This window comes from Streptomyces litmocidini, assembly GCF_014649755.1.
Lineage (GTDB): Bacteria > Actinomycetota > Actinomycetes > Streptomycetales > Streptomycetaceae > Streptomyces > Streptomyces litmocidini.
Genome location: NZ_BMTQ01000006.1, coordinates 184,100 through 206,711, shown reverse-complemented (window position 1 = coordinate 206,711; position 22,612 = coordinate 184,100). Strand labels below are relative to the sequence as shown.

Here is a 22,612-nt window from a genome sequence, read left to right as displayed (position 1 = left end):
TCCCATGTCCCCAGTGGTCAACGCGGGCTTCCCGCTCCTCACGGCGACGGCGCTGCTGCCGGCGGCCGGCGCGGTCCTCACCGCCGCCGTCCCCGCCGCCCGGCGCACCGCCGCCAAGTGGCTGGCACTGCTCGTCTCGCTCGCCACCCTCGTGCTCGCCGCCGTCGTCTTCGCGGGCTTCGAGCCGGGCGGCGACCGCTACCAGTTCGTCGAGTCGTACTCCTGGATCAAGGACTTCGGCGTCCGGTACGAACTCGGCGTCGACGGCATCGGCGTGGCGCTCATCGCGCTCACCGCCCTGCTGATCCCCTTCGTGATCCTGGCCGGCTGGCACGACGCCGACCCGCTGGAGACATCCTCCAAGCGGTGGCGGCCGACGCAGGGCTTCTTCGCCCTGATCCTCATGGTCGAGGCGATGGTGATCCTCTCCTTCGAGGCCACCGACGTCTTCCTCTTCTACATCCTGTTCGAAGCCATGCTCATCCCGATGTACTTCCTCATCGGCGGCTTCGGCGACCGCGCCCACAGCGGCTCCGACGAGAACGCGGCGGCCCAGCGGTCGTACGCGGCGGTCAAGTTCCTCCTCTACAACCTCGTCGGCGGCCTGATCATGCTGGCCGCCGTCATCGGGCTCTACGTGGTCGCGGGGAACTTCTCGCTCACCGAGATCGCCGAGGCCCGGGCGAACGGCTCGCTGGAGATGGCGACCAGCACCGAGCGGTGGCTGTTCCTCGGCTTCTTCTTCGCCTTCGCCGTGAAGGCGCCGCTCTGGCCGCTGCACACCTGGCTGCCGAACGCGATGGGGGAGGCCACCGCCCCGGTCGCCGTCCTCATCACCGCCGTCGTCGACAAGGTCGGCACCTTCGCGATGCTCCGCTTCTGCCTCGGGCTCTTCCCCGAGGCGTCGAAGTGGGCGACGCCCGCGATCGTCGTCCTCGCCCTGATCAGCATCGTGTACGGCGCGCTGGTCGCGGTCGGCCAGCGGGACATCAAGCGACTGGTCGCCTACGCCTCGATCTCGCACTTCGGCTTCATCATCCTGGGCATCTTCGCGATGACCAGCCAGGGCCAGTCGGGCGCCACGCTCTACATGGTCAACCACGGCATCTCGACGGCCGCGCTCATGCTCGTCGCCGGCTTCCTGATCTCCCGGCGCGGCTCGCGGCTCATCGCCGACTACGGCGGCGTGCAGAAGGTGGCCCCGGTGCTCGCCGGCACCTTCCTGATCGGCGGCCTCGCGACCCTCTCGCTGCCCGGACTCGCCCCGTTCGTCAGCGAGTTCCTGGTGCTGGTCGGCACGTTCGCCCGGTACCCGGTGGCCGGGATCGTCGCCACCACCGGCATCGTCCTCGCCGCGCTCTACACCCTCGTCCTGTACCAGCGGACGATGACCGGGCCGGTGAAGGAGGAGGTCCGGGCGCTGCCCGACCTGCGGGCGCGCGAGCTGGCCGTGGTCGTCCCGCTGATCGCCGTCCTGATCTTCCTCGGGGTCTTCCCGAAGCCGCTGACGGACGTCGTCAACCCGGCCGTGCGGCACACCCTGTCCGACGTCCGGCAGAAGGACCCCCAGCCCCAGATTCAGAACGTGGAGGCGGCCAAGTGAGTTCCATGGCTGTCCACAGCTTGTGGACGACAGCTGCCGGGCCGCTGGACAAGATCCCGGCGCCCCACATCGAGTACACGCAGCTCTCACCCGTGCTCATCGTGCTCGGCGCCGCGCTCGTCAGCGTCCTCGTCGAGGCCTTCGTGCCCCGCAAGGCCCGCTACCACAGCCAGGTCTTCCTGTCGGTCCTCGCGCTCGTCGCCGCCTTCGCCGCGATCGTCGGCCTGGCGGCGGGCGGTTACGGCTCCACCAAGGCCCACATCGCGGCCATGGGGGCCGTCGCCGTCGACGGACCCGCCCTCTTCCTCCAGGGCACCATCCTCCTCGCCTCCCTCGTGGCGGTCTTCACCTTCGCCGAGCGCAGGCTCGACCCGGCCGACCACGGCCACAGGGTCGACTCCTTCGCCGCCGAGGCCGCCGCCGTCCCCGGCAGCGACCAGGAGAAGGCCGCCGTCAAGGCGGGCTTCACCACCACCGAGGTCTTCCCGCTCGCGCTCTTCGCGATCTCCGGCATGCTGGTCTTCCCGGCGGCCAACGACCTCCTGACGCTCTTCGTCGCCCTGGAGGTCTTCTCCCTCCCGCTGTACCTGCTCTGCGCCGTCGCCCGCCGCAAGCGGCTGATGTCGCAGGAGGCGGCCGTCAAGTACTTCCTGCTCGGCGCCTTCTCCTCGGCCTTCCTGCTCTTCGGGATCGCCCTGCTCTACGGCTACGCGGGCTCCGTCTCGTACGCCACGATCGCCCGCGTCGTCGACGGCTCCATCGGCGCCGTCGACCCGGCGCTCGCCGACACCATGGGCAACGACGCGCTGCTGCTCATCGGCTTCGCCATGGTCCTCATGGGGCTCCTCTTCAAGATCGGCGCCGTGCCGTTCCACATGTGGACCCCGGACGTCTACCAGGGCGCCCCGACGCCGGTCACCGGCTTCATGGCCGCCGCGACCAAGGTCGCCGCGTTCGGCGCGCTGCTCCGCCTGCTGTACGTGGTGCTCCCGGGCCTCACCTGGGACTGGCGCCCGGTCATGTGGGGCGTCGCCGTCGTCACCATGCTGGGCGGTGCGATCGTCGCCATCACCCAGACGGACATCAAGCGGCTCCTGGCGTACTCGTCGATCGCGCACGCGGGCTTCCTGCTCGCGGGCGTCATCGCCGCGACCCCGAGCGGGATCTCGTCCGTCCTCTTCTACCTGGGGGCGTACTCCTTCGTGACGATCGGCGCGTTCGCCGTCGTCACCCTGGTCCGGGACGCGGGCGGCGAGGCCACCCACCTGTCCAAGTGGGCCGGTCTGGGCCGCCGTTCGCCCCTGGTCGCGGCCGTCTTCGCGGTCTTCCTCCTCGCCTTCGCCGGCATCCCGCTGACCTCCGGCTTCTCCGGGAAGTTCGCGGTCTTCAAGGCGGCGGCGGACGGCGGCGCGGGCGCCCTCGTGGTGGTCGGCGTGATCTCCTCGGCGATCGCCGCGTTCTTCTACATCCGGGTCATCGTGCTCATGTTCTTCAGCGAGCCGAAGGCGGACGGCCCCACGGTCGCCGTGCCCTCGGCCCTGACGAGCATCACGATCACGGCGGGCGTCGTGGTCACCCTGGCCCTCGGCCTCGCCCCGCAGTACTTCCTGGACCTGGCGAACCAGGCGAGCACGTTCGTCCGGTAGCCCGGACGGCACGCGCGAAGGGCCCGGCTCGGGGGCGAGCCGGGCCCTTCGCGTTCCTGACACCGCCCGCGGCGCATGGCATCGTGGACGACCGAATGGTCTGGACCAGGCGGGAGGCGGACGATGCGCGGGACGACGGTCTTACCGGGGACCCCCTGTCCCGCCCCCCGGGGCGGGGAGCCGCCCGTCCACCGGCTGGAGGTCCGGACGCCGGGGGAGGTGCCCTTCGCGGCGGGCGGGTTCGACGCCATGGGGCCGATGTCGCGGGCCGCGTTCCCGCACCGGCACACCTTCTACGAGATCGTCCACGTGGTGGAGGGCAGCGGCGTGCACGTGCTCGACGTCGAGCGGTACGAGGTGCGGCCGCCGCAACTGGGGGTGATCCTGCCCGGACAGGTGCACCACTGGGAGGGCGTGCGGGGCCTGGAGGGCTCGCTCGTGCTGTTCACGCCCGAGTTCCTGCTCGGCGGCGCCGGGGACGAGGACCTGCTGCGGAGGCTCGGCGAGCGGCCCTGGGTGGGCCTCGACGGCGCCTCCCACGAGCGGACCTCGCTGCTGATGGCGGAGCTCGCCGAGGAGTACCGCTGCGGGGCCGACGGATTCGCCGGGGTGCTGCGCTCCCTGCTCCACGTGCTCCTGGTGCGGGCCGCCCGGCTGCCCGGAGCCGCCGCCCGGCCTGCGCCCGCACGGGGGCTCGCCGAGGAATTCGTCCGGCTCGCCGGGCGGGCCGGGGCCGAGGGGCTGTCCGTACGGGAGTGCGCCGAGCGGCTCGGGGTCAGCTCCGGCCACCTCGCCGAGGCCGTCCGGGCCGCCACCGGCCGTACCCCCGCAGCACTCCTGCGCGAGGCCCGCACCCGTGAGGCCCAACGCCTCCTCGTCAGTACGGAACTGTCGATACGGCAGGTCGCGACCCGGGTCGGCTTCGCGGATCCCGCCTACTTCTGCCGCTTCTTCCGCCGGGAGACCGGCCGGACCCCGGGGGGCTTCCGAAAACACCACGACCGCCGGGATCCGTCCATCGAAGACGCCGCCCCGCGCGCCTAGGTTCGTTGCCATCCCCCCAGGCCCCCACGGAGGAGCAGGCATGGACAACGAGACCGCCGCCGGACACCTCACCCGCAAGACCGTGCTGCGCGCCGCGCTCGCGGCCGGGATGGCGGCGCCCGCCGTCCTCATGGGCGTCCCGGCGCTCGCCCGCACGCTGACCGACGCGGAGGCGGCGCCCGCGCTCACCCCGGAGTGCGACGACGGCGACGACCCCACCCCGGAGCAGACGGAAGGCCCGTACTTCAAGCCGAACTCCCCGCTGCGCAGCAGCCTCCTGGAGGCCGGCACCACCGGTGTCCGGCTCACCGTCAGCGGCTACGTCTTCGGGCTGGCCTGCCGGCCGATACCGGGCGTCCTGCTCGACTTCTGGCAGGCGGACGTCAACGGCGCCTACGACAACACCGGATTCCGCTTCCGCGGCCACCAGTTCACCGACGCCACCGGCGCCTTCGAGCTGACCACGATCGTGCCCGGCCTCTACCCGGGCCGCACCCGCCACCTCCACGTGAAGCTCCAGGCCCCGGGGCGGCCGGTGCTCACCACGCAGCTGTACTTCCCGGGCGAGCCGCGGAACAACACCGACACGATCTTCGACCCCCGGCTCCTCATGACCGTCCGGGACGCCGGCACCGCGAAGGAGGCCGCCTTCGACTTCGTCCTGAACGTCCCGCAGGACCCCGGCCCGACGCCGACGCCCACCCCGACCCCCACGGGGGTCCCCGGCGGGACCTGGGCCGCCGGGACCGCCTACCGGGCGGGGGACGCCGTCACGTACGGCGGCCGGGGCTATGCGTGCCTCCAGGCGCACACGGCCCAGGCCGGCTGGGAGCCGCCGAACGTCCCCGCCCTCTGGCGCGCGGGTTAGGCGGACGGAACGATCCGGCCCCGGACCTCGCCGAGCGCCACCCGGGTGCCGTCCGGGCCCGGCGCCCAGGCCGTGAGGACGACCTCGTCGCCGTCCTCCAGGAACGTCCGCTTGCCGCCCGGCAGTTCGAGGGCGTCGCGACCGTTCCAGGTGAGCTCCAGGAGCGAGCCGCGCTGGTTCACCTCGGGCCCGGAGACCGTGCCGGAGCCGTACAGGTCGCCGGTGCGGAGCGAGGCGCCGTTCACCGTCATGTGGGCGAGCTGCTGGGCCGCCGTCCAGTACATCGACGAGAACGGCGGCTCGGCCACCACCTCGCCGTTGATCTCCACCGAGATCCGCAGGTCGAAGCCGCCCGGCTCCTCCTCGGCCGCGTCGTCCAGGTACGGAAGGAGCGGGAGGTCCCGCGCGGGCGGGGCGGTCCGGGCGGCGTCCAGGGCCTCCAGGGGCGTCACCCACGCCGACACCGAGGTCTGGAACGACTTGCCGAGGAACGGGCCCAGCGGCACGTACTCCCAGGCCTGCACGTCCCGCGCCGACCAGTCGTTGAGCAGCGTCAGACCGAAGACGTGCTCCCGGAAGTCGGAGAGCGGGACGGGCCGGCCGAGCTCGGACGGGGTGCCGACCAGGAAGCCGACCTCCGCCTCGATGTCCAGCTTCACGGACGGACCGAAGACCGGCGCCGGGTCCGAGGGGGCCTTGCGCTGCCCGGAGGGCCGCACGACATCGGTGCCGGAGACCACGACCGTGCCCGCGCGGCCGTGGTAACCGATCGGCAGGTGCTTCCAGTTGGGCGTGAGCGCGTCGCCGTCCGGGCGGAAGATGCGGCCCACGTTCGTCGCGTGGTGCTCGCTCGCGTAGAAGTCGACGTAGTCCGCGACCTCGTACGGCAGGTGCAGCGTCACCGCGTCCAGCGGGTGCAGCAGCGGCTCGATGTCCGCCCGGTGCGCGGGCACCGTCACCCAGGCCGTCAGCGCCCGGCGGACGTCGCGCCAGGCGGTCCGCCCGGCCGCGAGCAGCGGGTTGAGGCTGGGCTGCGCGAGCAGCGCCGCGTACGGGGAGCCGAGCGCGTGCGCCGCGGCACCCGCGTCCAGGACGTGCCCGCCGATGCGGACGCCGAGCCGGCGCCGCCCGGGCTCGTCGGCGGTGGAGAAGACGCCGTACGGGAGGTTGTGCGGGCCGAAGGGGTCGCCCTCGGCCAGATCGAGCGGGCTGTGCTCGGACATCGGTGCGTGCCTCGCTTTCCACGTGTGTGGGGGACACGTTACGGGGCGGGCCGCCGGGCGCTGATGACATGGATCACACAGAAAGTGCGGCCTCCGTGGGCAACTGCCCGCATTCGCGCGGTTTGTGTCCCGAGCGCTCCCGGAACGCCCCGGCGAGCTGCGGAAACAGGGCTCCCCGCGACCTCCTCCCCGCCCTACGATCATGCCGGGTGCCGCGCCGCGTGAGGTAGCCGCTGGCACGCACCCGCCACCCTTCTTCGCAGTCCTCCTCTCTGACCAGGAAAAGGTCCACAACGTGAAGATCCGCCGCATCCTGGCGACCGCCGTGGCCGCCGCCGTGACCACCCCGGTCGTGTTCCTCTCGGCCGCGCCGGCGTTCGCCGAGACCAAGCCGTCCGCGTCGACGCAGAAGCCCGCGACCCACGAGGACGACCCCGACGAGGACATGCCGTCGATCGAGGAGCTCAAGGCCGCCGTCGCGCTCGCGCAGAAGGAGTACGACGAGGCCGTCGCCGACCTCGACAAGGCCATGGCGGACCTGAAGGCCCTCGACAAGGACGACCACCCCCTCCGGGTCGCCGTCGCCGAGGCCAAGAAGGCCGCGGACGAGGCCGCCGCCGAGAAGACCGCCGCCGACGCGGCGCTCGCCAAGGCGAAGCAGGACGAGCAGGCCGTGAAGGACCGGCCCGAGGCCACCGACCAGGAGAAGGCGGACGCCGCCGCCGCCGTCACCGCCGCGCAGACGGCCGTCGACGAGGCCGCCGCCGCGCAGACGGCCGCCGACGAGAAGCTGGCGAAGGCCGGCACCGCCCTCGGCGACGCCAGCGTCGCCGCCTCCCGCGTGGTCGGCCTCGCCCAGAAGGTGAAGAAGGCCGCCGAGGAGAAGCTCGCCGAGGCCAAGGAGGAGCTGGAGTTCGCCGAGGAGATGGAGGGGGAGTGCGCCGACGAGGCCGCCCTCAAGGTCGCGCTGACCGGCCCCGGGAAGGTCACGGCCGGCAAGAGCGCCCTCTTCTCGCTGCGCGTCAGCAACGAGACGGGCCGGAACCTGGACGCGGTCGAGGCCTACGTCAACGCCCTGCGGGCCCCCGAGTCCGACGACGAGGTCATCGACGAGGACACGGACCTGACCGACCGCTTCATCAAGGTCGAGTGGTCCTCCGCCGACCACCTGGAGTGGACGCGCTTCACCGAGAATTCCCCCTCCATCGAGATCGGCAAGATCGCCAAGGGTGGTCACGCCGACGTGAAGCTGCGTCTCACCGTCGACGCGGACGCCCCGGCCGGCAAGGGCGTGGCCTTCGCCTTCAGCGCGTACGAGAACAACGACGGCAGCTGCGGCACCGGCGACGACTTCGCGACCCTGGACTTCCAGATCGACGCCGCCGACAAGGGCGACAAGCCGAAGCCGAAGCCCACGGACACGCCGACCCCGGTGCCGACCGCCACCACCGGCGGCAACACGAACACCACCCAGCAGGGCGGCTCGTCCGTCACCCCCGTGAACGGCACCCTCGCCGCCACCGGTGCGAACGACACCCTGCCGCTCGGCCTCGCCGCCGCCGGGGCCGTCGTCCTGGGCGCCGGCGCGCTGGTCGTCGCCCGCCGCCGCAAGGCCGGCGCCGACGCGTAGGACCCCCGGGATCCCCCGTACGGCCGCGCTCCGGCCGCCGTGCGGGGGATCCGTCGTACCGGGGGCGTCGCCCGCCGTTCGTATCGCCGTCGCTCGCCGTTCGAGACAAAACGCCCAGTTCCGATCGTATGAGCTGATCGCGAACATACCGGGGGTGACGGGAAGGCGCCCACGGTGATCGAAACGTGACCGGATACGCTGGCTTGAGTGCATGGACCGACACATCGACAATCCGAATGAGCGGTGTGCGGTCCGGACAGCGTCAGCAGGCGTCAGCAGACAGGAGACCCCCTCGTGACCGTCGTCGGGCCGTTCGGTCTTAGCGTGCGGGACCAGGCTCTTGAGGCCGATGTCCAGACCGGTTTGGCGGCCGTGGAGGCGGGCCTCCTGGACGCCACCAAGAGCGATGTCCCCTTCATCACGGAGGCCGCGCAGCACCTCGTCCTGGCCGGGGGGAAGCGGTTCCGCCCCCTGCTCGTGATGCTCGCCGCCCAGTTCGGCGACCCCTACGCGCCGGGCGTCGTGCCCTCCGCCGTGGTCGTCGAGCTCACCCACCTGGCCACGCTCTACCACGACGACGTCATGGACGAGGCCGACGTCCGCCGCGGCGTCGACAGCGCCAACACCCGCTGGGGCAACTCGATCGCCGTCCTCACGGGTGACTTCCTCTTCGCCCGCGCCTCGCACACGCTCGCGGACCTCGGCCCCGAGGCCGTACGCATCCAGTCCGAGGCGTTCGAACGGCTCGTGACCGGCCAGATCCTGGAGACGGCCGGCCCGATGGACGGCCGCGACCCCGTCGAGCACTACCTCGACGTCCTCGGCGGCAAGACCGGCTCCCTCGTCGCCGTCTCCTGCCGCTTCGGCGCCATGATGTCCGGCGCCGACGAGAGCGTCGTCGACACCCTCACCCAGTACGGCGAGCGGCTCGGCGTCGCCTTCCAGCTCGCCGACGACGTCCTCGACATCGCCTCCGACTCCCACGAGTCCGGCAAGACCCCCGGCACCGACCTCCGCGAGGGCATCCCGACCCTCCCCGTCCTCCACCTGCGGGCCGCCGCGGCCGCCCACGGGCGCCCGGAGGACCTGGAGCTCGTCGCCCTGATCGACGGCGACCTCGGCGACGACGAGCGGCACGCCGAGGCCCTGCGCCGGCTGCGCGCCCACCCCGCCCTGGAGCAGGCCCGCCGGGACACCGTGCGGTACGCCGAGGAGGCGCGCGCCATGCTCGCGCCGCTGCCCGACGGGTACGCGAAGGCGGCCCTGGCGGAGATGTGCGACGCCGTGGTCCACCGCGCGGGGTAGCCCTTCTCGGGGTCGGGTCATCCCCAAGCAGTACGTGAGGTTGATCCCGGGGTCTGACGATTCCGCGCGCCCGCCCTGGTGAGATGGAGACATCATCCACAGGGGCAGCACGGCACGGAGGTAGCGCAGACCATGGCAGAGACCCGTAAGGCGAGCCGGTTCGTCGTCCCGGTCGCGGTGGCAGGAGTGGCCGCGGCCACCATCGGGCTCGTCCCGGCGCTGGCGGCGTCCGGCGACCCGGACCTGCCGGAGATCACGGCCCGGCAGCTCATCGAGAAGATCGCCGCCTCGGACACCCAGACCCTGTCCGGCACCTTCAAGATCTCCACTGACCTGGGGCTGCCGTCCCTCGGCGGCCTGGCGTCCGGCCTCGGGGGCACGGACGGCGGCTCCTCCTCGGCGGACCCGTCCGAGAAGCTCACCGAACTCGTCTCGGGCAGCCACACCCTGCGGGTGGCGGCGGACGGCCCCGAGCGCCAGCGGCTCACCCTGCTCGACGGCTCCGACGAGTACAGCCTGATCCACAACGGCGACGACGTCTGGGCCTACGACAGCAAGTCGAACGAGGCCTTCCACGAGAAGGGCGCGCCGTCCGGCGCCCCCGAGAAGGACCGGGAGCTCCCCGGCACGCCCAAGCAGCTCGCCGACGAGGTCCTGAAGGCGGCGGGCGCCACCACGTCGATCACGGTCGACGGGACGGCGAAGGTGGCCGGCCGGGACGCGTACCAGCTGGTGATCAAGCCGAAGCAGAGCGGTTCGACGGTCGAGTCGGTGAAGATCGCGGTGGACGCGGCGAACGGCACCCCGCTGAAGTTCACCCTCTCCTCGGTCGAGGGCGGCAAGCCGGTCGTCGACGCGGGCTTCACGAAGGTCGACTTCGGGAAGCCGACCGCCTCGGAGTTCACCTTCACCGCGCCGAAGGGCGCGAAGGTGACGGAGGACGCGGCGGAGAAGGGCGAGGAGGCCCCGGGGGACCTGCCCAAGGGCTTCGGGAAGGGCATCCCGGGCCTCGGAGAGGTCTTCGGCGGCGCCGGCGCCGGCTCCGGGGAGGGCCCGGACGTCATCGGCGAGGGCTGGACGACGATCGCCAAGATCGACACGGGCGCGCCGGCACCCAGGACCGACGAGGCGCCGAAGGAGATCCAGGGCTTCCTGGACTCCTTCGGCGACAAGGTCACCGGGAAGTTCGGCTCGGGCACCGTCTTCAGGACGAAGCTGGTGAACGCCCTCCTCACCGACGACGGCAGGGTCTACGTCGGCGCGGTGACGAAGGACGCCCTCGTGGAGGCGGCGAACGCCGGCAGGTGACGGCGGGGTTGGGACCCCGGGCGGGTCGGGGGCTGTGGTCACCGACCCGCCCGGGAGTTCTGCGTCCTACGGGAACGTCAGCTTGAATCCGCTGATGTAACCCGTGTCGGCCGACGCCTTGTCCTGGACGCGGAGCTTCCAGGTGCCGTTGGCGACCTCGGTGGAGGCGTTCACGGTGTACGTCTGGTTGATGTTGTCGGCGCTGCCGCCGGCCCGGTTGCTCAGGTTGTAGACCGAGCCGTCGGGGGCGATGAGGTCGACGACCAGGTCACCGATGTAGGTGTGGACGATGTCCACGCCCACCTTGAGGGTCGAGGGCGCGTTGCCCGCGACGCCGCTGACGGTGACGGAGGAGGTCACCGCGACGCCGTTGTCCGGGATGGCGACGTCCGCGGTGTTCTCGAAGACCGTGCCGGTCGGCGGGGTGGTCGTCCCCGAGGACAGGTTCCAGACCGCGTACGCGATGGCGTCCGCGTTCCGGTCCAGGGCCGTGTCGTTGATGTTGGCCGTGGTGTCGCAGGACGAGTGGTAGCAGCGGTCGAAGGCCTGCCCGGCCGTGCCGCCCCACTTCTGCGCCTGCGCCGACGTCTTGGTGTAGTCGGCGCCGGAGAACAGGCCGCCGACCGGTATGCCCACGTTCTTGAAGGGCGCGTGGTCCGAGCGGCCGTCGCCCTCGGTCTCGATCTCGGTGGGGATGCCGAGCCCGGCGTAGTAGTTCTTGAAGGTCTGCTCGATCGTCGGGTCGTCGTCGTAGACGAAGTAGCCCGGGTTCGGCGAGCCGATCATGTCGAAGTTCAGATAGCCGCTGATCTTCGAACGCTCGGTGCTGGGCAGGTTGTTGACGTAGTACTTCGACCCGACGAGCCCGAGTTCCTCGGCGCCCCACCAGCCGAAGCGCAGGTGCTTCGTCGGCTGGAGCTGGGCGCGGGAGACGGCGAGCGCGGTCTCCAGGATCGCGGCGGACCCGGAGCCGTTGTCGTTGATGCCGGGGCCCGCGGTGACCGAGTCCAGGTGCGCGCCGGACATGATCACCTGGTTCGGGTCGCCGCCCGGCCAGTCGGCTATCAGGTTGTAGCCGGTGGCGCCGTTGTAGCTGAACTGCTGGAGCGTGGTGGTGTAGCCGGCGGCGTCCAGCTTCGCCTTCACGAAGTCGATCGAGGCCTTGTAGCCGGTACGGCCGTGGGCGCGGTTGCCGCCGTTGGCGGTGGCGATCGACTGGAGGTCCGCCAAGTGCTGCTTGACGTTGGCGAGGGAGATGTCGGGCGGCGTGACGGCCGCCGGGTCGGCGGAGGCGCTGGTGCCGGTGAGGCCGGCGAGGGCGAGCGCCGCGAGCGCGGCGACCGCGGTGGCGCGTCTGGGAACGGAGAGGTTCATGTGGGGGCTCCGGATTCCGAACGGGGATGGGACGGAACGTGCGAGACGCCCCGGGCGTGGGTGCCACGAGGCGGCTGGAGCTGTACGAGTGCATGTGCGGTGTTCGTTTGTTCTGTTGTGCGTGCTGAATGTTCAGTGAGAATTTGACTTCACGTCAAGAGCGGAAACCGGTCAGGTGTGTTCGCTCACCGGACGGTGGCACCGGAACGCGATCTGCCGCTTCGTCACAGGTCACGGCGGATCATGCCCGGACGGTCGAGGATCCCGACGAAGCGGATCCGGCCGTGGACGACGTGGAGGCCGAGCACCCCCGTCCCGGCGCCCGACGGCAGACGCGGTGACCTTCGTCGTGGGGGGCGCCCGGCCGGTGGCCCGAGGCGCGCGGGCTCCGGCGGAAGCCCCGTCGGAGCGGCCGCTCCGGGACCGGCGCGGGACGACCGGACGGGCGCGTTCAGGCATTAGGGTCGGGCTCCCCCGATCCGCCGTCCCCGAAGGAGCGCACGCACATGAAGATCGCCGTACTGGGAACCGGCGAGGTCGGACGCCGGCTCGCCACGAAGCTGGTCTCCCTCGGGCACGAGGTCGCCATGGGGTCCCGTACGGCGGACAACGCCGACGCCGCCAGGTGGGCGGAGGAGCACGGCGGGACGCACGGCACCTTCGCCGACGCCGCCGGCCCCGCCGAACTGGTCGTCAACGCGACCGGCGGCCTGGTCTCCCTCGCCGCCCTCCGGGCCGCGGGCGCCGCGAACCTGCGCGGCAAGGTCCTGGTCGACGTGTCCAACGCGCTCGACTTCTCGGAGGGCTTCCCGCCCAAGGTCGGCCTGCCCGACGGCAGGAGCGTCGCCGAGCAGCTCCAGGACGCCTTCCCCGAGACGCGCGTCGTCAAGACCCTCAACACCATGACCAACACCGTCATGGTCGAGCCCGGCCGGGTCCCCGGACACCACAACGTCTTCCTCAGCGGCGACGACGAGGACGCGAAGGCCGTGGTCGCCGAACTGCTCGCCTCCTTCGGCTGGGCCGCCGACCGGATCGTCGACCTCGGCGACCTGACGAGCGCCCGCGCCACCGAGCAGCTCCTGCCCCTGTGGCTGCGGCTCTACGGGATGCTCGGCACCGGCGACTTCAACTTCGGCGTCGCGGGGACGGGAGCCGGGGCCTAGGGGGCGTCCCGTCGATCGGGCCGGGCCCGCGCCTCGGCCGGGACCCGGGGCCTCAGGTGGTCCAGGAGGCCCTCCGGCTCCGGGTAGGGATCCTCCCGGGGGAGCAGCCGGCCGGCGGCCTCCAGGTCGCCGGTCCGGACCAGGGCGTGGACCTCGTGGGCGAGCGGGGTCACGTCGGTGACGGAGACCGTCCACTCGTCCGCGTACCGACGGGTCGCCTCGCCCGCCAGGCCGAGCTGGAGCGAGCGGTACGGGAGGGGGCGCAGGCGCGGGTCGCGCTCGGGGTCCCACTGGACCCGGGCCGGCGACCGCCGCAGCTGCCGCTTCCAGGAGGCCTGGTCGGTGTGGAAGCCGTGCGCGTAGTGGGAGAGGCAGGCGTTCCGCAGGGCCCACTCGAAGCCCTCGCGCGTGATCTCCACGGCGAGGACGGTCTCCTGCCCCTCCTTCGCGCCCCACCCGGAGCGGTACATCATCCACAGGAACGACGGCTTGATCCACGTCATCCGGTCCCGCTTCCAGACCGCCGGGAAACGGCCGTCGCGGGCGGCGGCCCGTCCGATCTCGGGACGGTACGCCTGGTAGACGGTGATCGTGCGCCCGGTGTGGAGCGCGCGGATCCGGTACTTCGGTTCTTCCATGCGCCTCAGGGTGCGGGGCGACCGCCGGGCGGGGCCACCGGATTTCCGCCCGCCCCCCGAGGGGGCGCCGGGGCCGGAGGCTGCGACGAACGTCACGGTCCGTCCCCTTCGGCCCGCCCCTAATCTGGAGGAATGAACGATTTGCCCGGCAGCCCGCTGATCGACGTCGCCGCCACGTACATGCCCCGGCTCTCGGAGTTCTCCTTCGAGCCGGGACTCGTGGCCGCCGTCGACCAGCACGCGGCGGCCGTGTGCGACGCGCTGATCCCGCCCCGGCGGGACCCGGAGGGACGGACCGTCCGCCGGGAGGAGCTGGCCGACTACGTCCTCGGGTTCACCGACTGGCTCTCCGAGGTCGACTGGACCGAGCCCCTGGGCCACGACTTCGCGACCCTCCGCCTGACGGCGGTCTGCTGGCTGATCCGGGAGCACGATTTGCTGGGCGTGTGAGCCCCGGGGCGCAGGACGTCCGTCTCCGGGGCCCCGGCCCGTGGACCGCCGTGCCCCCATCGGTCCATGGGCGGCTCGCGGGACCCGCCGCGCTCGTCCCGCTCCCGTCGCGCCGTGCTCTCCTGCGCCGCCGGCATCCCGCTCCGGGCGTCCTCGATGCCGTTGATCACGACGCTGACCGGGTTGACCGGGTTGACCGGGTTGGGGCCGAAGACCCCGAAGGCCGGCTGAAGGGCGATCGGCAGGATCGCGGGGAAGCCGATGGACTTCGGGACGAACGCGGCGACGGCGGACCAGGCGTTCGTGAATCCCTTGCCGGAGTCGACCGGGGGTGAGGGGCTGCGGCACGGAGCCGTCACCCCGCTCGGGAGGGGCCCCGTACCGCCGGGGCCTGGTCCTCCGACACGACTACGCGCGCGTCCCCCCGCCCCCCGTCAGCGTCCGGGCGGGGCCGATGGGGCGGAAACCGGTGCCGCCCCGGCCTCTCCGCCGGCGTGTCCGGCCGCGGGGGCGGTCGGTGCGGGAGCGGCTTCCACGGGAGCGGTCTCCGCGCGACCGGCCTCCGCGGGAGCGGTCTCCGCGCGACCGGCCTCCGTACGGGCGGCGGCGACAGCGGCCTCGACCGCGGCGCGGTTCTTCCGGGCCGTCCGGAGCGCGTCCCAGGTGAGGAGCGTCAGCGCCAGCCAGACGAGGGAGAACCCGGCCCAGCGCTCCGGCGGCATCTCCTCGTGGAAGTAGACGACCCCGAGCAGGAACTGGAAGGTCGGCGCGAGGTACTGGAGCAGTCCGAGCGTCGACAGCGGCACGCGGATCGCCGCCGCCCCGAAGCAGACCAGGGGGGCCGCCGTGACGAGGCCGGTGGCGGCGAGCAGTGCCGTGTGGCCGGCGCCGTGGGAGCCGAAGGCCAGGGTGCCCCGGGTCCCGAGCCAGACGAGGTAGCCGAGGGCGGGCAGGAACTGGACGGCGGTCTCGGCGGCGAGCGACTCCAGGCCGCCGAGGTTGACCTTCTTCTTCACCAGGCCGTAGACGGCGAAGGAGAACGCGAGGGTGAGCGAGATCCACGGCGGCCGCCCGTAGCCGACGGCCAGGACGAGGACGGCCGAGAAGCCGACGCCGACCGCCGCCCACTGCGCGGGGCGCAGCCGCTCCTTGAGGACGAGGACGCCGAGGGCGATGGTGACGAGCGGGTTGATGAAGTAGCCGAGGGAGGCCTCGACGACGTGGCCCGTGTTGACGGACCAGATGTAGAGGCCCCAGTTCACGGTGATGACGGCGGCGGCCAGGGTGATCAGGCCGAGCTTGCGCGGGCTGCGCACGAGTTCGGACACCCAGCCCCAGCGGCGCAGCGCGAGCAGGGCGACGCCGACGAAGAGCAGGGACCACACCATGCGGTGGGCGAGGATCTCGACGGCCCCGGCGGGTTTGAGGAGGGGCCAGAAGAGCGGGACCAGTCCCCACATACCGTAGGCGCCGATCCCGTAGAGCAGTCCTGCTCGTCCTTCGTTCTGCTCGGTCTTCACCCTGGACCTCCCGCCCCGTGCCGCGCTGTCCTGTCGAAGGTAGCGCCGCACGGGGCGGGTTGTCATGCCCGTACCGGCATACGGTCATGACAGCGTCACGAGGCGGCGAGCGCCTCCTCGATCGACTCGGCGATCGGGGTGGTCGGGCGGCCGATGAGCCGGGCCAGGTCGCCGGTCCGCAGGGCGAGCGCGCCGCCCGCGACGGCCCGGTCGACGTCGACCAGGATCTCGGCGAAGGGCCGCGGCACCCCGGCGCCGGTGAGGATCTCCAGGTGGGTCGCGGCGGGGACGTCGCTGTACGTGATCTCCCGGCCGGACCGGGCGGCGACCTCGGCCGCGTACTCGGCGAAGGACCAGGCGGTGTCGCCGCTCAGCTCGTACGCCCTGTTCAGGTGCTCCTCGGCCGGGCCGGTCAGGACGGCGGCCGCGGCGGCGGCGTAGTCGGCGCGGGAGGCGGAGGCGATCCGGCCCTCGCCGGCGTTGGCGACGACGGCGCCGTGGGCCAGGACCGGGGCGAGGTTGGCCGTGTAGTTCTCGGAGTACCAGCCGTTGCGGAGGAAGGTGTACGGCAGGCCGGACGCCAGGATCAGCTCCTCGGTCGCCTTGTGCTCGTCCGCGAGGGCGAAGTCGGCCTCCGGGCCGCCGAGGATGCCGGTGTACGCGAGCTGGGCCACGCCGGCGGCCTTCGCGGCGCTCACCACGGCGGCGTGCTGGGCCACCCGCTGCCCGACCTCGCTCCCGGAGATCAGGAGCACCCGGTCGCCGGCCCCGAAGGCTCCCGCCAGGCTCTCCGGCTCGCTGTAGTCGGCGACGCGGAGCTCGACCCCGCGCTCGGCCAGGTCGGCGGCCCTGGTCTTGTCGCGGACGACGGCGACGACGGACCCGGCGGGGACGCGGGTCAGCAGCTCGCTGATGACGAGGCGGCCCAGCTGACCGGTGGCGCCGGTGACGACGATGCTCATGGCTCTCTTCTTCCCGTGGGGTGCGGTGGGCGATGCACTCACCGTACGACGGGCGCTAACCATTCGTAAGTACCCACTTTGAAGTAAGGTACTGATATGGGAGTAAGTGAGCCGCCGAACGTGAACGAGCCGATGTGCCCCTCGCGCCTCGTCCTGGAGCACGTCACCAGCCGCTGGGGCGTCCTCGTCCTCGCGGCCCTCCTGGAGCGCTCGTACCGCTTCAGCGAGCTGCGCCGCACGATCGGCGGCGTCAGCGAGAAGATGCTCGCGCAGACCCTCCGGACCCTGGAGCGCGACGGCTTCGTCCACCGCGACGCCAAGCCCGTCATCCCGCCCCGCGTCGACTACGGCCTCACCCCCCTCGGCGAGGAGGCCGCCCGCCGGGTCTGGGAACTCGCCCGCTGGACCGAACGCCGGGTCCAGGCCGTCCAGGAGGCGCGCGTGCGTTACGACACGGTGCGCGAGACGTCCCAATGACGTTGTAGCCCGGGCGAGTTGACCCCTGGACCCGTACGATCTCCTTCACCGACCGGGGGATCGTGTGAGCGACCGTGGGGGAATCGTGAGGGACGCGTACGGAAGAACGCTGCGCACCGCCGCCGCACTGGCGGCGGGCGCGGCACTCCTGGCGGGCTGTTCGTCGGGAGGCGGGGACGACGGGAAACCGGCCCGGAGCACACCGAGCGCGAGCGCGTCGGCGCCCTCGACCGCGAAGCCCACGCCCACCGCCCTCGATTTCACCGCGGACCCGAAGCGCGTCCCGAAGAACGCCGCCGAGGGCCGTCGCCTGGCGCTGGCGATCGTGGCAGGGCCCGAATCCTGGGGCCCCGACTTCGTCAAGCGCAGCCCGTACCTCAGCGACCCCGACTCCTGGCCGGTCCTCGACGCGAACTGCGAGTGGGAGACCGGCACCCTCCCCCGCTCCGTCCTGGCCAGCGTCACCGCCCACAGCGAGATCCCGGCGGCCGGAGGAAAGGGCTCCCTGAGGGTCGCCGCCACCGTCACCGTGCACCGCACCGAGTCCGACGCCGACTGGGAGATGGCCGAGACCCTGGAGGAGGCGCTGCGCTGTCCCGACCAACAGTTGCGGCAGGGCGAACGCATCACCGGCCTCGGGTCCCTCGGCATGCCCTACGGCGTCGGCGGCAACGGCCATTCGACCGACTCCCTCTCCGAGACCGGCTCCTACGTCAACGACGCCTTCAAGGGACGGCAGGGCTACAACTGGTACCAGGTCCGCATCGGCCAGGTCACCATGGCCACCGTCGTCAAGGGCGCGCCCGGCCGCACCGAGGACCTCGTCACCGTCCTGACCCAGGCCCAGCTCACCATGGAAGAACGCGTCAAGGCGCAGATGGGAGTCGCGTCGTGAGCCCGACGTCCCAGCCCGCCCCGGCCCCCGGGCCCGATCCCGCCGCGCTCCAGCCGCTCCTCCCCTCCGACCCCTCCGCCCTCGCCGGCTACCGGCTCCTCGGCCGCCTCGGCGCCGGAGGCATGGGCGTCGTCTACCTCGGCCGCACCGACACCGGCGAACTCGCCGCCGTCAAGGTCACCCACGCCGACCAGGCCGACCAGCCCGACTTCCGCGCCCGCTTCCGCCGCGAGGTCGAGGCCGCCCGCCGGGTCTCCAGCCCCTGGGCCGTGCCCGTCACCGGCGCCGACCCCGACGCCCCCGAGCCGTGGATGGCCACCGCCTTCGTGCCGGGACCGTCCCTCGGCGAGGCCGTCCGCGCCCACGGGCCGCTGCCGGAGCGGAGCGTACGGATCCTCGGCGGCGCCGTCGCCCGCGCGCTCGCCGCCGTGCACACGGCCGGGCTCGTGCACCGCGACGTGAAGCCCGGCAACATCCTGCTGGCCGTCGACGGGCCCCGGCTCATCGACTTCGGCATCGCCCGCGCCACCGGGGAGACCGGGCTGACCTCGACCGACATGGTCGTCGGCACCCCCGGCTTCCTCGCCCCCGAACAGGCCGAGGCCCGCGCCGCCGAGATCGGCCCCGCAGCCGACGTCTTCGCCCTCGGCTGCCTGCTCGCCTTCGCGACGACCGGCCGCCCCCCGTTCGGCACGGGCGCCCCGGACGCGCTCCTCTACCGGACCGTGCACGACGAGCCCGACCTCGCCGGCGTACCGGGGCCGCTGCTCGACCTCGTACGGCAGTGCCTCGCCAAGGAACCGGCGGCCCGGCCCACCGCCGACGAGATCGCCCTCCGGCTCACCGAGGACACCCCCGGTGCCCCCGCCGACTGGCTGCCCGCGCCCGTCGTCACCACCATCGCCACCCGCTCGGCGGCCATGCTGGCGCTCCCCGACATCGACCCGACCGCGCCCGGCACGGACCCCGCCGCCCCGGCCGGGCCCGGCAGACGCGGCTTCCTGCTGCTCGGCGCCGGGGCCGCCGTGCTCGCGGCGGGCGGCGGCGCGTACGCCCTCTGGAACTCCCGGCGCGACGACACCGACGGCACCGGCGACGGGAAGCCCCCCGCGCCGAAGCCCCGGAACACCTGGGCCATCGGCGTCCTCGCCGACCTGTCCGGCCCCGCCCAGGAGATCGGCAAGGCCCAGGAACGCGGCGCCCGGCTCGCCGTCGAGCGGTTCAACGCCGTGCACAAGGGCAAGCCCTTCACCCTCGAACTCAAGGTCTCCGACGACCGCGGGGACCGCGGCGGAGCCTTCGCCGCCGCCCGCCGGCTCACCTCCGACCCCTCGGTGATCGCCGTCCTCGGCCCCACCTCCGACGCCACCGGCATCGCCGCGCTCCCCGCATTCGAGGAGGCCGGCGTGCCGCTCCTCACCACCTCGGCGGGGTACAACCTCTTCACCCTGCGCGGTGAGACCGGCCCGCCGAACACGACCGTGCTGCGCGCCATCCCGAGCCACTTCATGGCGGGCACCTTCCTCTCCTGGGCCGTCACGCTGCTGCCGCAGGTCCGCCGCCCCGGAATCCTCCAGGAACGCACCGACGACCAGTACAGCTGGCAGTACGTCCGCGGCGCCGGCTTCGGCTTCCGACAGGCCGGGCTCAAGCCGCACTTCCGGGTGGTCCCGGGCCGGGCCACCGACTACCGCTCGATCCTCGGGGAGATGATCGACGCCGGCATGGACGCGTACGTCCACTGCGGTGTCCGCTCCACGGCCGTGCTCGCCGCCCGCGCCCTGAACCAACTCGGCTTCACCGGAGCCCGGTTCGCCGGCCAGCACGTCTTCGGATCGGAGTTCCTGGAGGAAGCCGGCAGCGACGCCGAGGGCTGGTACGTCTGCGCGCCCGTCATCGACCCCGTCCAGCGGGCCGCCGACACCAAGCAGAAGGCCGCCGACCGCAAGCTCACCCAGGACTTCCTCACCGCCCACCGCAAGCGCTACGGCACCACTCCGGCCTTCTACACCGGAGAGTCCTTCGACGTGGTCAACCTGGTCGTGTCCTGGCTCTCCTCGAACGCCGCCAGGGGCCCGTTCACCCGCAAGGGCCTGTGGGAGGCCCTGCGCGCACAGAAGTACACCGGGGCCATGGGCGGTTACACGTTCGACAAGAACGGCGACCTGTCCGGCGTCGGCACCTTCCTCTACGGCGTGCAGAAGGGGACCTACAAGTTCCTCGGCGCGGCGCCCGCCGGGCCCGCCAACACCACGTCCGGAAAGAGCTGAGGGGTGCAGCCGCTCAAGAAGGCCGACCCTTCCGCCCTCGCCGGCTACCGGCTGCTCGGACGGCTCGGCACCGGAGGCATGGGCGTGGTCTACCTCGCCCGGTCCGCCGGCGGTGCGCTCGCCGCGCTCAAGCTCATCCGCGCCGAGCACGCCGCCGACCCCGGCTTCCGGGAGCGGTTCCGCCGCGAGGCGCGGGCCGCCGAACGGATCACCGGCCGCTGGGTCGTCCGCGTCCTCGGCGCCGACCCGGAGGCCCGGGAACCGTGGCTCGCCACCGAGTACGTGCCCGGGCCCTCGCTCGCCGAGGCCGTCGCCCTGCACGGCGCCCTGCCCGAGCCGGCCGTACGGGCCCTCGGCGCCCGGCTCGCCGACGCCCTCGCCGACATGCACACGGCCGGACTCGTGCACCGCGACGTCAAGCCCGGCAACGTGCTCCTCGCCCTCGACGGGCCCCGGCTCATCGACTTCGGCATCGCCAGGACCGCCGGGGCGACCGCGCTCACGGCCACCGACGCGATGATCGGCACCCCGGGTTTCCTCGCCCCCGAACAGGCCCGGGTCGCGGGCGCCGGCGAGGTCGGCCCGGCCGCCGACGTCTTCTCGCTCGGCTGCGTCCTCGCGTACGCGCTGACCGGGGAGCGCCCCTTCGGCACGGGCGCGGTGGCAGCGGTCGTCTACCGCACCGTCCACGAGGAGCCCGACCTCGACGGGCTGCCCGAGCGACTGCTGCCCCTGGTCGAAGCCTGCCTCGCCAAGGACGCCGCCGACCGGCCGACCGCCGCCGAGGTGCGGGACGCCCTCGGTCCGCACGAGGGGCCCGCGGCGGGCGACTGGCTGCCGCCCGGCCTGCCCGCGCTGATCGCCCAGCGCTCGTCGCGGGTCCTGGACCTGCCGGTCGCCGACCCGACCCTCCTCGACCCCGAGGAGGTGCCGGGGACTTCGCGGCGCCGATTCCTCGCCCTCGGCGCGGCCGGGGCCGTCGCGGGCACGGGCGGCCTCACCGCCTGGCTGCTCGGCCGTGATCCCGCGAGCGGCGCCGACAGCGGTACGGGGGTGCCGAGGAGGGCCTACACGCTGGGCGTGCTCACCGACCTCAGCGGCCCGGGCAGGGCGGACGGACGCGCCCAGGAACGCGGGCTGCGCCTCGCCATGGAGACCTTCAACGCCCGCGCGGACCGGCCCTTCGACCTGGTGCTCCGGGTGACGGACGACGGTGGGGACCCGAAACGGGCCAGCGCAGGGGCCCGCGCCCTGCTCGAGGATCCGGCCCTGGTCGCCGTGTTCGGCCCGACGACCGCCGACACGGCCGTCGCCACGACGGACGCGCTCGTCGACGCGAAGGTGCCGGTGCTGAGCGTGGTGGCGTCGGTCCCCGCCGGGACGACGATCCGGGGGCAGATGCCGGACATGCGCACCTACTTCGAGGCACGGCCCTACGCCCAGGCGATGATCCTGCCCTTCGGCCGCTACCTCACCGCGCACCACCGGGACCGCACCGCGGTCATCGAGGACCGGGCCGCCGGCACCTACGGCTGGCTCACCGCCCAGACCGTGCGGCAGTCACCCCCCGCCCGCGGCACGGTCACCGTGCACCGGGTCGCGGCGGACGGCGAGGACTTCGGTCCGGCGGTCCGAGAGGCGCTCGCCACCTCCCCGACGGGCGTGATGTACGTGGGGATCTCGCCGCGCCGGGCCGCCCTGTGCGCCAAGGCCCTGCGACAGCAGGGGTACCGGGGGCCGTGCGGAAGCGTCGAGGCGGCGTTGCAGCCGGAGTTCCTCGCCGTGGCGGGCCCGGCCGCCGAGGGCTGGTACTTCGGGACGGGCTACACCGATCCCGACACGGTCCCGGCCGCGAAGGCCTTGGCGGCCGCGTATCGCAAGCGCTGGCGGATCGCCGCCTCGGAGCCCCTCGACCGCTTCGCGGCGGAGTCGTACGACGTCCTGTTCTGGGTGGGGCAGGCACTGCGCACCGCCGTCCGGAGGAACGCGGAGCGGCCGGGCGCGGCGATGTCGACGGTGTTCATGAAGGACGACCGGCAGTACCGAGGTGTGGTGAGGTCCTACGAATCCATGGCCGGCGAGGGCGCGGACGCCACACTCGACGGCCTGACCCTCTGGCGGATCCGCTCCGGAAGGCCCCGCTGCCTCGGCCCGTTCGCCGAGGCGGCGAAGCGCGACGACTGACCGCGCGGGCGGTCGGGGGCGGTGGACCCGGACCGCCCGCGCGGACGGA

General features: G+C 73.0%; 18 protein-coding genes. 13 read left to right on the top strand and 5 right to left on the bottom strand.

Features of this window, described 5'->3' with window-relative positions; genetic code table 11:
- Positions 1 to 4 precede the first annotated feature (4 nt).
- The 4 genes from IE180_RS15990 (at position 5) to IE180_RS15975 (ending at position 5,161) form a co-directional block, all read left to right on the top strand.
- A complete protein-coding gene (locus IE180_RS15990; protein WP_190157525.1) occupies positions 5 to 1,603 on the top strand; it encodes an NADH-quinone oxidoreductase subunit M in 1,599 nt (532 codons plus the stop codon).
- Entirely contained in the window at positions 1,600 to 3,249 is a 1,650-nt protein-coding gene (nuoN, locus tag IE180_RS15985) for an NADH-quinone oxidoreductase subunit NuoN (protein WP_190157524.1), read from the top strand. The genes IE180_RS15990 and nuoN overlap by 4 nt, the downstream gene beginning before the upstream one ends.
- Positions 3,250 to 3,372: 123 nt before the next feature.
- Positions 3,373 to 4,293 carry an AraC family transcriptional regulator gene (locus IE180_RS15980; RefSeq protein ID WP_190157523.1) on the top strand — a complete coding sequence of 307 codons (921 nt, stop codon included), beginning with the start codon at positions 3,373 to 3,375 and terminating at the stop codon, positions 4,291 to 4,293.
- A gap of 40 nt (positions 4,294 to 4,333) precedes the next feature.
- On the top strand, positions 4,334 to 5,161 hold the full coding sequence (locus IE180_RS15975; protein ID WP_190157522.1) for a dioxygenase family protein: 828 nt from the start codon (positions 4,334 to 4,336) through the stop codon (positions 5,159 to 5,161).
- Here IE180_RS15975 and fahA read toward each other — a convergent pair.
- On the bottom strand, positions 5,158 to 6,384 hold the full coding sequence (fahA, locus tag IE180_RS15970) for a fumarylacetoacetase (protein ID WP_190157521.1): 1,227 nt from the start codon (positions 6,382 to 6,384) through the stop codon (positions 5,158 to 5,160). The genes IE180_RS15975 and fahA overlap by 4 nt on opposite strands.
- 295 nt (positions 6,385 to 6,679) lie before the next feature.
- Between fahA and IE180_RS15965 the strand changes: the two genes are divergently transcribed.
- The 3 genes from IE180_RS15965 (at position 6,680) to IE180_RS15955 (ending at position 10,627) form a co-directional block, all read left to right on the top strand.
- The gene (locus IE180_RS15965; protein ID WP_190157520.1) at positions 6,680 to 8,014 is read left to right on the top strand and encodes an LPXTG cell wall anchor domain-containing protein; all 1,335 of its coding nucleotides are present in this window, start codon (positions 6,680 to 6,682) and stop codon (positions 8,012 to 8,014) included.
- Between the two features lie 294 nt (positions 8,015 to 8,308).
- Positions 8,309 to 9,319: a polyprenyl synthetase family protein gene (locus IE180_RS15960; RefSeq protein WP_190157519.1), complete on the top strand. Its 1,011-nt coding sequence runs from the start codon at positions 8,309 to 8,311 to the stop codon at positions 9,317 to 9,319.
- 132 nt (positions 9,320 to 9,451) lie between these two features.
- Positions 9,452 to 10,627, top strand: a complete 1,176-nt coding sequence (locus IE180_RS15955) for a LolA family protein (protein WP_190157518.1) — start codon at positions 9,452 to 9,454, stop codon at positions 10,625 to 10,627.
- Between the two features lie 66 nt (positions 10,628 to 10,693).
- Here IE180_RS15955 and IE180_RS15950 read toward each other — a convergent pair whose 3' ends face one another.
- Positions 10,694 to 12,001: a M28 family metallopeptidase gene (locus tag IE180_RS15950; RefSeq protein ID WP_190157517.1), complete on the bottom strand. Its 1,308-nt coding sequence runs from the start codon at positions 11,999 to 12,001 to the stop codon at positions 10,694 to 10,696.
- 506 nt (positions 12,002 to 12,507) lie between these two features.
- On the opposite strand from IE180_RS15950, the gene IE180_RS15945 reads away from it, so the two are divergent.
- Positions 12,508 to 13,167: an NADPH-dependent F420 reductase gene (locus tag IE180_RS15945; protein WP_190157516.1), complete on the top strand. Its 660-nt coding sequence runs from the start codon at positions 12,508 to 12,510 to the stop codon at positions 13,165 to 13,167.
- Here IE180_RS15945 and IE180_RS15940 read toward each other — a convergent pair.
- The gene (locus IE180_RS15940) at positions 13,164 to 13,805 is read right to left on the bottom strand and encodes a DUF4291 domain-containing protein (RefSeq protein WP_190157515.1); all 642 of its coding nucleotides are present in this window, start codon (positions 13,803 to 13,805) and stop codon (positions 13,164 to 13,166) included. The genes IE180_RS15945 and IE180_RS15940 overlap by 4 nt on opposite strands.
- A 132-nt stretch (positions 13,806 to 13,937) precedes the next feature.
- Here IE180_RS15940 and IE180_RS15935 point away from each other — a divergent pair, with 132 nt between their 5' ends.
- Positions 13,938 to 14,255: a DUF6401 family natural product biosynthesis protein gene (locus IE180_RS15935; protein WP_190157514.1), complete on the top strand. Its 318-nt coding sequence runs from the start codon at positions 13,938 to 13,940 to the stop codon at positions 14,253 to 14,255.
- 434 nt (positions 14,256 to 14,689) lie between these two features.
- Here IE180_RS15935 and rarD read toward each other — a convergent pair whose 3' ends face one another.
- Together rarD and IE180_RS15925 are read right to left on the bottom strand one after the other, a co-directional pair.
- A complete protein-coding gene (gene rarD, locus IE180_RS15930; protein WP_373302788.1) occupies positions 14,690 to 15,715 on the bottom strand; it encodes an EamA family transporter RarD in 1,026 nt (341 codons plus the stop codon).
- A 155-nt stretch (positions 15,716 to 15,870) separates the two neighbouring features.
- Complete coding sequence (locus IE180_RS15925; protein ID WP_190157512.1) at positions 15,871 to 16,737, bottom strand: NAD(P)H-binding protein; 867 nt, start codon at positions 16,735 to 16,737, stop codon at positions 15,871 to 15,873.
- 96 nt (positions 16,738 to 16,833) lie between these two features.
- Between IE180_RS15925 and IE180_RS15920 the strand changes: the two genes are divergently transcribed.
- The 4 genes from IE180_RS15920 (at position 16,834) to IE180_RS15905 (ending at position 22,563) form a co-directional block, all read left to right on the top strand.
- Positions 16,834 to 17,214 (top strand): winged helix-turn-helix transcriptional regulator, encoded by a 381-nt coding sequence (locus IE180_RS15920; protein WP_229860502.1) that lies wholly within the window; start codon positions 16,834 to 16,836, stop codon positions 17,212 to 17,214.
- A gap of 85 nt (positions 17,215 to 17,299) precedes the next feature.
- Positions 17,300 to 18,109, top strand: a complete 810-nt coding sequence (locus IE180_RS15915) for a hypothetical protein (protein ID WP_229860501.1) — start codon at positions 17,300 to 17,302, stop codon at positions 18,107 to 18,109.
- Complete coding sequence (locus tag IE180_RS15910; RefSeq protein ID WP_190157511.1) at positions 18,106 to 20,379, top strand: bifunctional serine/threonine-protein kinase/ABC transporter substrate-binding protein; 2,274 nt, start codon at positions 18,106 to 18,108, stop codon at positions 20,377 to 20,379. Before IE180_RS15915 ends, IE180_RS15910 begins: the two co-directional genes overlap by 4 nt.
- A gap of 3 nt (positions 20,380 to 20,382) precedes the next feature.
- A complete protein-coding gene (locus tag IE180_RS15905; RefSeq protein ID WP_190157510.1) occupies positions 20,383 to 22,563 on the top strand; it encodes a bifunctional serine/threonine-protein kinase/ABC transporter substrate-binding protein in 2,181 nt (726 codons plus the stop codon).
- Positions 22,564 to 22,612: the final 49 nt, after the last annotated feature.

Bases quoted from the DNA above. Each gene is read 5' to 3' on its own strand.
- fahA (WP_190157521.1), bottom strand. From the start codon at position 6,384: ATGTCCGAGCACAGCCCGCTCGATCTGGCCGAGGGCGACCCCTTCGGC.
- IE180_RS15990 (WP_190157525.1), top strand. From the start codon at position 5: ATGTCCCCAGTGGTCAACGCGGGCTTCCCGCTCCTCACGGCGACGGCG.
- IE180_RS15935 (WP_190157514.1), top strand. From the start codon at position 13,938: ATGAACGATTTGCCCGGCAGCCCGCTGATCGACGTCGCCGCCACGTAC.
- IE180_RS15925 (WP_190157512.1), bottom strand. From the start codon at position 16,737: ATGAGCATCGTCGTCACCGGCGCCACCGGTCAGCTGGGCCGCCTCGTC.
- IE180_RS15950 (WP_190157517.1), bottom strand. From the start codon at position 12,001: ATGAACCTCTCCGTTCCCAGACGCGCCACCGCGGTCGCCGCGCTCGCG.
- rarD (WP_373302788.1), bottom strand. From the start codon at position 15,715: ATGTGGGGACTGGTCCCGCTCTTCTGGCCCCTCCTCAAACCCGCCGGG.
- IE180_RS15955 (WP_190157518.1), top strand. From the start codon at position 9,452: ATGGCAGAGACCCGTAAGGCGAGCCGGTTCGTCGTCCCGGTCGCGGTG.
- IE180_RS15940 (WP_190157515.1), bottom strand. From the start codon at position 13,805: ATGGAAGAACCGAAGTACCGGATCCGCGCGCTCCACACCGGGCGCACG.
- IE180_RS15920 (WP_229860502.1), top strand. From the start codon at position 16,834: ATGGGAGTAAGTGAGCCGCCGAACGTGAACGAGCCGATGTGCCCCTCG.
- IE180_RS15980 (WP_190157523.1), top strand. From the start codon at position 3,373: ATGCGCGGGACGACGGTCTTACCGGGGACCCCCTGTCCCGCCCCCCGG.
- IE180_RS15945 (WP_190157516.1), top strand. From the start codon at position 12,508: ATGAAGATCGCCGTACTGGGAACCGGCGAGGTCGGACGCCGGCTCGCC.
- IE180_RS15975 (WP_190157522.1), top strand. From the start codon at position 4,334: ATGGACAACGAGACCGCCGCCGGACACCTCACCCGCAAGACCGTGCTG.